This is a genomic window from Nitrosomonas marina (assembly GCF_900110145.1).
Taxonomy (GTDB): domain Bacteria; phylum Pseudomonadota; class Gammaproteobacteria; order Burkholderiales; family Nitrosomonadaceae; genus Nitrosomonas; species Nitrosomonas marina.
Genome location: NZ_FOCP01000045.1, coordinates 1 through 7,460, shown reverse-complemented (window position 1 = coordinate 7,460; position 7,460 = coordinate 1). Strand labels below are relative to the sequence as shown.

At 50.0% G+C, this 7,460-nt stretch carries 4 protein-coding genes and 1 pseudogene; 1 reads left to right on the top strand and 4 read right to left on the bottom strand.

Features of this window, described 5'->3' with window-relative positions; all coding sequences use genetic code 11:
- Positions 1-106: 106 nt before the first annotated feature.
- The 4 genes and pseudogenes from tal to BMX44_RS16010 form a co-directional block, all read right to left on the bottom strand.
- Positions 107-1,231: a transaldolase gene (gene tal / locus BMX44_RS16025; protein WP_090634895.1), complete on the bottom strand. Its 1,125-nt coding sequence runs from the start codon at positions 1,229-1,231 to the stop codon at positions 107-109.
- Positions 1,232-1,266: 35 nt separating this feature from the next.
- The gene (glgP, locus tag BMX44_RS16020; protein ID WP_090634892.1) at positions 1,267-3,828 is read right to left on the bottom strand and encodes an alpha-glucan family phosphorylase; all 2,562 of its coding nucleotides are present in this window, start codon (positions 3,826-3,828) and stop codon (positions 1,267-1,269) included.
- Between the two features lie 77 nt (positions 3,829-3,905).
- Positions 3,906-6,305: pseudogene (locus BMX44_RS16015) on the bottom strand (phosphoketolase family protein).
- Between the two features lie 111 nt (positions 6,306-6,416).
- Positions 6,417-7,064: a hypothetical protein gene (locus tag BMX44_RS16010; RefSeq protein ID WP_090634890.1), complete on the bottom strand. Its 648-nt coding sequence runs from the start codon at positions 7,062-7,064 to the stop codon at positions 6,417-6,419.
- A gap of 56 nt (positions 7,065-7,120) precedes the next feature.
- Between BMX44_RS16010 and tnpA the strand changes: the two genes are divergently transcribed.
- A complete protein-coding gene (gene tnpA / locus BMX44_RS16005; protein ID WP_090631131.1) occupies positions 7,121-7,417 on the top strand; it encodes an IS66 family insertion sequence element accessory protein TnpA in 297 nt (98 codons plus the stop codon).
- The last annotated feature ends 43 nt before the right edge of the window (positions 7,418-7,460 follow it).

Here is a 7,460-nt window from a genome sequence, read left to right as displayed (position 1 = left end):
CCTGCCTAAAATTTAGGCAGGATACGTGAATTACCTGGTCAATTTTCAACCGGTACAACTAGCTTTTTCTGGTCAATTTTCGACCGGTGTCAACAAAATCAGACGATCATCCGATCAGGCTGAAGCGTTTTTGTTCCAAATTTTCCAGCAAGGTATGGTAGGGATCTATAAATTCTTGCACGCCTTCCTCTTCCAGTTGCTTGCTGACTACCTCAAGATCTATGCCGAGTTCACCAAGTTGCCTCGGTATGACTGCGGCCATATCCAGTTCCTGCTCAATTCGTTCTGCAGGTTGTCCATGATCACGGTAAGCCGACAGGGTTTGTAATGTCATTGTATTGACCGTTTCACGACCAATGAGCGGCTCGATATATTTGATATCGCTGTATGCAGGATCTTTTGCGCTTGTACTTGCCCATAACAGGCGCTGTGGCCGCGCGCCTTTTCGGGCCAGTTCCTGCCAGTATTCGCTGTCTGTCCACTTACGGTAGTGCTGATAAGCCAGTCGGGCGCTGGCGACAGCAGCCTGGCCGCGCAGCGGGTGTGTAATATTCACTGATTCATTTTCAGCAAGCTTATCAAGTTGCTTGTCTACCAGTGTATCAATTCGACTCAGAAAAAAGCTCGCTACCGAGGCAATATGTTCTATGGGTTTGTGTTGCGAGGCGCGTTTTTGCAGTCCGCCGATAAAGGCATTAGCGACTTCCTGATAGCGCGTAATTCCGAACAACAGGGTAACATTCACGTTTATGCCGGCGGTGATTAATTGCGTGATTGCTGGCAGGCCATCGCGAGTGGCAGGGACTTTGATCATCACATTGGGTCGATCCAGTTTTATCCACAAACGTTTGGCTTCAGCAACTGTGCTTTCCGTGTTATATGCAAGATAAGGAGACACTTCCAGGCTGACAAAGCCATCCTGCCCGTTCGATTCTTCATAAACCGGGCGGAACAAATCAGCGGCCCGTTGAACGTCTTCAATAGCCAGTATTTCATATATCTCGCTGGCACTGGTTCCGTTTCGGGCGAGTAACGTTACTGCCTGGTCGTAATCGTCATGTTCAATGATTGCCTTTTCAAAAATGGCGGGATTGGAAGTGATGCCGGCCAAACCGTCGCTTATTATCATTCTGGCGACCTCGCCATTGTCGAGGATGCCGCGCTGGATATAGTCGAGCCATACACTTTGTCCCAGTGTTTTGAGTTTCTGCAACGGACTGGTTGTCTTCATCATGCCTCCTTTCAAACATGTGTCCACACATCACTTCACGACAGTACTTTATCACCTGACCACCACAAAATAAGGTTATTTTCAGCAGGTATCAGCGCATCGTGATGGCATGCGACGACCCGGGGTGTAAAATCGGCGTAAGGGCGAGAGGTGTTTATATTGCCTTTATATACATACCCGTTGACGGTTCCAGGTATTCGGGCATGCTGGTGCATTTCCAGGCAGACTGGAGCAGTGTCAGGCTCGATCGGGTCTGCGTAAATCTGAACTTCAACGGATTCGGGAGAAATTTCTCCGAAATAAGCCTGTATTTCATATGTCCAGCCTTCGTTTTCTGCGGATATGGACAGATTACTCAAATGAACATCATTCCAAAACTGGACGAGCTGTTCATTCCATCGGTGCAATTTTTTGCCAATTTTTCCGCCTTGAGCAATACGGTTATGAAAGCCAATAGCAGCAGGCATGTACAGTTTTTCGACATATTCACGTACCATGCGGTTGGTGCTGAATTGCGGTGCGAGCGTTGACATGCTTGCGCGTACTTTTGCCACCCATGCGCGGGGAATGCCTGCTGCATCGCGATTATAGAACATGGGTACAATTTCTTCTTCCAGCAGGCGATACAATTGTTCTGCTTCTATGTGGTTCCATTCCGGTTCGTGATGTGTCATGCCGTCGCCGAGCGCCCAGCCGACATCTGGCGTGTGTGCTTCGGCCCACCATCCGTCCAGTTCCGAGAGATTCAAACCGCCATTGACCAGTACTTTCATGCCGCTGGTGCCACTTGCTTCCCAGGGACGAAGCGGTGTGTTAATCCACACATCGATACCCTGAACCATTTCCTGCGCGAGTGCAATATCGTAATCTTCAAGAAAAACCACACGTTTACGGACTTCCTGGCGCTCGGCAAATTTGGCCCATTGCTGAATAAAGCGTTTACCTTCGGTATCGTTAGGATGCGCCTTGCCAGCAACGACAATCTGTACCGGTTTTTCCGGGTTGAGTAACAGATTGATCAGTCGTTCGGGGTCATGCAGCAGCAGGTTAGGGCGCTTGTAAGCGGTGAAGCGGCGGGCAAATCCAAGTGTGAGTATATTGGGATCAAGAATCTGATCCACCTGCTGAACGGTATCAGTTTTTAAGGCACGGTGTTCAAACTGTCTGCGAAGCCTCTGGCGTGCATGCCGTACCAGATCAGCACGTTCCTGACCGCAAAAATCCCATAAAACCTCATCGTCAAGCAATTCGATTGCAGATGCCAGTGTGTTCTCGGAGCTGAGCCAGCGATCCTTGCCACAAGTGCGGGTCCAGATTTCATCGGCCCAGGGTGAATCCCATGACGGTACATGAACGCCATTGGTTACATATGTTACGGGCACTTCGCATGACGGCCATGACGGGTAGAGGCTCTGGAAAATACCCTGGCTAACCGTACGGTGCAGGTGGCTCACGCCATTGACTCTGGCGCAGGTGCGCGCCGCCAGATATGCCATATTGAATGGCTCATCGCTATCGTTGCCGTTGCGGCGTCCCAGAGCTATCAGTTTTTCAAGGGCTACATCCAGCGCCTTCGCATAAATGACGCCGTACTTAGCGATTAAATCGCGTGGAAATGAATCAAAACCGGCGGCTACCGGCGTGTGTGTGGTAAACAGGTTGCCGGGCCGGGTGGTCCAGAGGGCTTGCCAGAAATCCACCTGATTTTTTTCCATAAAGCAACGTGCCCGCTCCAAGGTTACAAATGCCGCGTGACCTTCGTTCAGATGGCAGACATCAATCTCGAGCCCCAAAGCCTGGATCAATCGCCAACCACCTATACCCAGTGCAATTTCCTGAACCAGACGCATTTCTTCTCCGCCACCGTATAATTTGCTGGTGATACCGCGATCCAGCGGGCTGTTCAAGGGATCATTGCTGTCGAGCAGAAACAAGCGAATCCGACCAACCCTTACTTCCCAGACATGCAGGCGCACAGTACGGCCCGGCAGTTCAATAGGAATGGACAGCCAGGCGCCATTATGCGCGAGTACCGGCCACAGCGGCATAGTGCTGGAGTCGTTGTAGGGATAGACTTCTTGTTGCCATAGTGTTTCATCAAGAATCTGGCGGAAATAACCCTCCTGGTAGAGCAGGCCGATTGCAGTTACCGGTACGGCCAGATCGCTTGCTGCTTTGAGATAATCACCCGCCAGTACGCCAAGCCCCCCCGCGTATAAAGGCAGAGCCTGGCCCAGACCGAACTCCATACTGAAATAGGCCACACCTTTTAAAGGTGAATCCGCATACACTTCTCCAAACCATCCACAGCAGTTGCAGTAAGTGCTGCGCGCCTCGGACAGATTGTTCAAATGGTGTTTGAACTGAGCATTTCGATTGAGTTCTTCCAGGCGCTCACGGGACAGATTCTGCAAGACGACCAATGGATTTTCACTCTGTTCCCATAGCACGGGATCCATTGCTTTCCATACAGTATCGCCGGCATGGCTCCAGGTCCAGCGCAGGTCAGTCGCCAGCTCTGCGATTTGTTCCACAAGGAGAATCAGATCGGAAGGCAGATCCTGATGATAATGAATCATCAGTAGCGGTATTGTCATGGGTTCTCGTGAGTTTCGTTCACTGTTTGTATTCATATGTACGAGACAAGAGTGTGTTGAAAATCATTCAACGGTTTTCAATGATATGTTCCTGACCATTTCCAGTTGATGATCTCGGGCATATCCTTTCCATAGGTTGTTATAAAGTGGCGGTGCTCAATAAGCTTGTCGCGGACAAACTGTTTTATATATCCACCAGTCTGATTTAGTTTGGCGACACGATCCACGACATCGCTTACCAAATGAAAACGGTCCAGGTCGTTACGTACGACCATATCAAATGGTGTCGTAGTGGTGCCTTCTTCCTTGTAACCACGCACATGCAGATTGTTATGATTGGTACGACGGTAGGTCAGCCGGTGAATCAACCAGGGGTAACCATGATAAGCGAAGATGATGGGTTTATCTTTTGTAAACATGGCGTCAAAATCCTTATCCGGTAATCCATGCGGATGTTCTTCTCTGGGCTGCAGGGTCATCAGATCGACGATATTGATGACCCGAATTCTCAGTTCGGGGGCTTGCTGACGAAGCAATTCGACAGCAGCAAGCGTTTCAAGAGTAGGGACATCGCCCGCGCAGGCCATGACTACATCCGGTTCTTTCCCCTGGTCGTTACTTGCCCATTCCCAGATGCCGATGCCGGCGCTTCAGTGCTTGATGGCGGCATCGATACTCAGCCATTGCGGCTGCTGCTGTTTGCCGGCAACAATGACATTGATGAAGTCTCGACTACGCAGGCATTTATCCGTGACAGTCAGCAGCGTATTGGCGTCAGGTGGAAGGAAAACACGAATGATGTCGGCTTTTTTATTGACGACATGATCAATGAAGCCAGGATCCTGATGCGAAAAGCCATTGTGATCCTGACGCCAGACATGGGATGTCAGCAAGTAATTCAACGATGCGATGGGGCGTCGCCAGGGAATTTCCTTGCTGACCTTTAGCCATTTGGCATGCTGGTTGAACATGGAATCAACAATATGGATGAACGCTTCATAACAGGAAAAAATTCCGTGGCGACCGGTCAACAGATATCCCTCAAGCCAGCCTTGGCAGGTATGTTCACTGAGAATTTCCATCACCCGGCCGTTCGGTGCAAGATGATCATCGTCCGGGAGTATTTCAGCCATCCAGGTGCGATCAGTAACTTCAAACAATGCACCAAGACGGTTTGAGTTTGTTTCGTCCGGTCCCATTACGCGGAAATTGCGCGAGCGATCGTTGAGTTTCATGACATCGCGTAATAGATAACCCATGATGCGGGTTGATTCAGCCTCTACCTGACCCGGATGCGGTACTGAGACTGCATAGTCACGGAAATCTGGAATGTTCAGTTCCTTGAGTAACAATCCACCATTGGTGTGCGGATTGGCGCTCATACGACGGGGACCCTCGGGGGCCAGTTCAGCAAGCTCGAGTCTTAATGCGCCGTTTTTGTCAAATAACTGCTCCGGTTTGTAGCTTTTCATCCATTGTTCCAGCAGTTGGATATGTTCCGGCTTGGTAGATAATTCTGCCAATGGAACCTGGTGTGAGCGCCAATAACCTTCCGTTTTCAAACCGCCCACCTCAGCGGGGCCGGTCCAGCCTTTTGGCGTGCGCAGGATTATCATCGGCCAGCGTGGACGCGTTACATTCCCGGTTTTCCGTGCATTAGTTTGAATGGCCTTGATGTCAGTGATAACAGTGTCGAGTGTGGCCGCCATGCTCTGATGCATGGTTTCGGGGTCAGATCCTTCGACCCAGTAGGGTGTATGACCATATCCAACGAAAAGACTTTCAAGCTCTTCATGACTTAAACGTGCGAGCACAGTCGGATTGGCTATTTTATAGCCGTTCAGATGCAGTATGGGTAGTACTGCTCCATCCAGGACGGGGTTCAGAAATTTGTTGGAATGCCATGCGGTTGCTAACGGGCCGGTCTCCGCTTCACCATCGCCAACAACGCAACATGCAATGAGATCGGGATTGTCAAAAACTGCACCGTACGCGTGCGAGAGCGCATAGCCCAGCTCTCCGCCTTCATGAATCGAACCAGGCGTTTCGGGCGCGCAGTGACTCGGAATTCCGCCAGGAAAAGAAAACTGTCTGAACAGTTTCTTCATGCCTGACTCATTTTGCGGTACGCTGGGGTAAATTTCACTGTATGTGCCTTCAAGCCAGGTGTGGGCGACAAAGCCGGGACCGCCGTGACCGGGGCCGGTAACGTATATCATGTTCAGTTTGTTTGTTTTATTGATCCGGTTCAGGTGCGTGTATATGAAGTTTAATCCTGGCGTGGTTCCCCAGTGCCCGAGCAATCTGGGTTTGATATGTTCCAGGGTCAGCGGTTTCGTTAAAAGCGGATTGTCGAGCAGGTAGATCTGGCCAACGGACAGATAATTTGATGCCTTCCAATAGGCGTTTATCTTACGCAGTTCCTCGATCGATAGTGGCTGAGGCCGGGAGGATGATTCAATACTGGTCTGTTCCATTTCCTGCTCCTTCACAAGATGATACGACCGGTTCCAGCTTTGTTATCAGGTCTTAAATGGTTGAACAAATCATTTTGTTATTGTTCCGAAAAAATAATAACTAAAAAACAACTAGATACAGTAATTTTTTTCGATAGTATTTGTTACATGGCGGGCGATCATGCGCTCCTCATCGGTTGGAACAACCCATACAGATACTGGACTTTTTGTGGTGCTGATCTGATGCCTGCCGATTACATTTGCCGCTTTATCAATATGGATACCTAGCCAGGATGCGTGGCGGCAAATCCGTTCGCGAATACGGTGAGCATGTTCACCGATACCGGCTGTAAAAACAAGTGCGTCCAGGCCGCTTAAGGCTGCGGTCAGTGAACCCAGTTCCCGATTTGCCCGATAAACAAATAGATCAATTGCTTCTTTCGCATGAAGATCATTGCTGTCCAGCAATTCCTGCATATCGCTGCTGATTCCGGATACGTCGATCAGACCTGATTGATAATTCAGAAGATCACTGACAGCGTCAATATCCATTCCTTTTTCTTTCACCAGAAAAAAAACCACGGCAGGGTCCAGTGTGCCGCAACGGGTACCCATGGGCAATCCATCCAGCGGGCTGAAGGACATGGTGGTGGCAATACTTTTGCGCGACTGCATTGCGCACATGCTGGCGCCTTGCCCAAGGTGCGCAACAATGACGCGGCCCTCGGCTGCGTTACCCATATATTCTGGCAATATATTGTAAGCGTCCAACCCCGCCATCTATAAATTAGAATCAGATCTGTTTATCCTCGGGCATTTTCAAAGGAGGATGAGCGATGACTACACAGGAACAGCAGTTACGTCATATCAGGGCGTGGCAGTCGAGCGGATTGTCGCAGACGTCTTATTGTCGCAAGCATGGCCTGAACAGCAAGACTTTTGGAAACTGGCTGCGTACTTACCGGAGAACGCAATTGCGTAGTCAACCGGGATCAATGGTACCGGTGACGATTACACCGGCTGTGCCGGTTACAGATTACTTGAGGCTGCGTTGTTCAGGCGGTCATACACTCGAAGTACCGGCGAATGTATCGCCGCAATGGCTGGGCGAATTGTTGAAATGTCTGGACTGATTGCTCATGTTGGACAAATCTGGATGGTCGTTGAGCCGGTGGA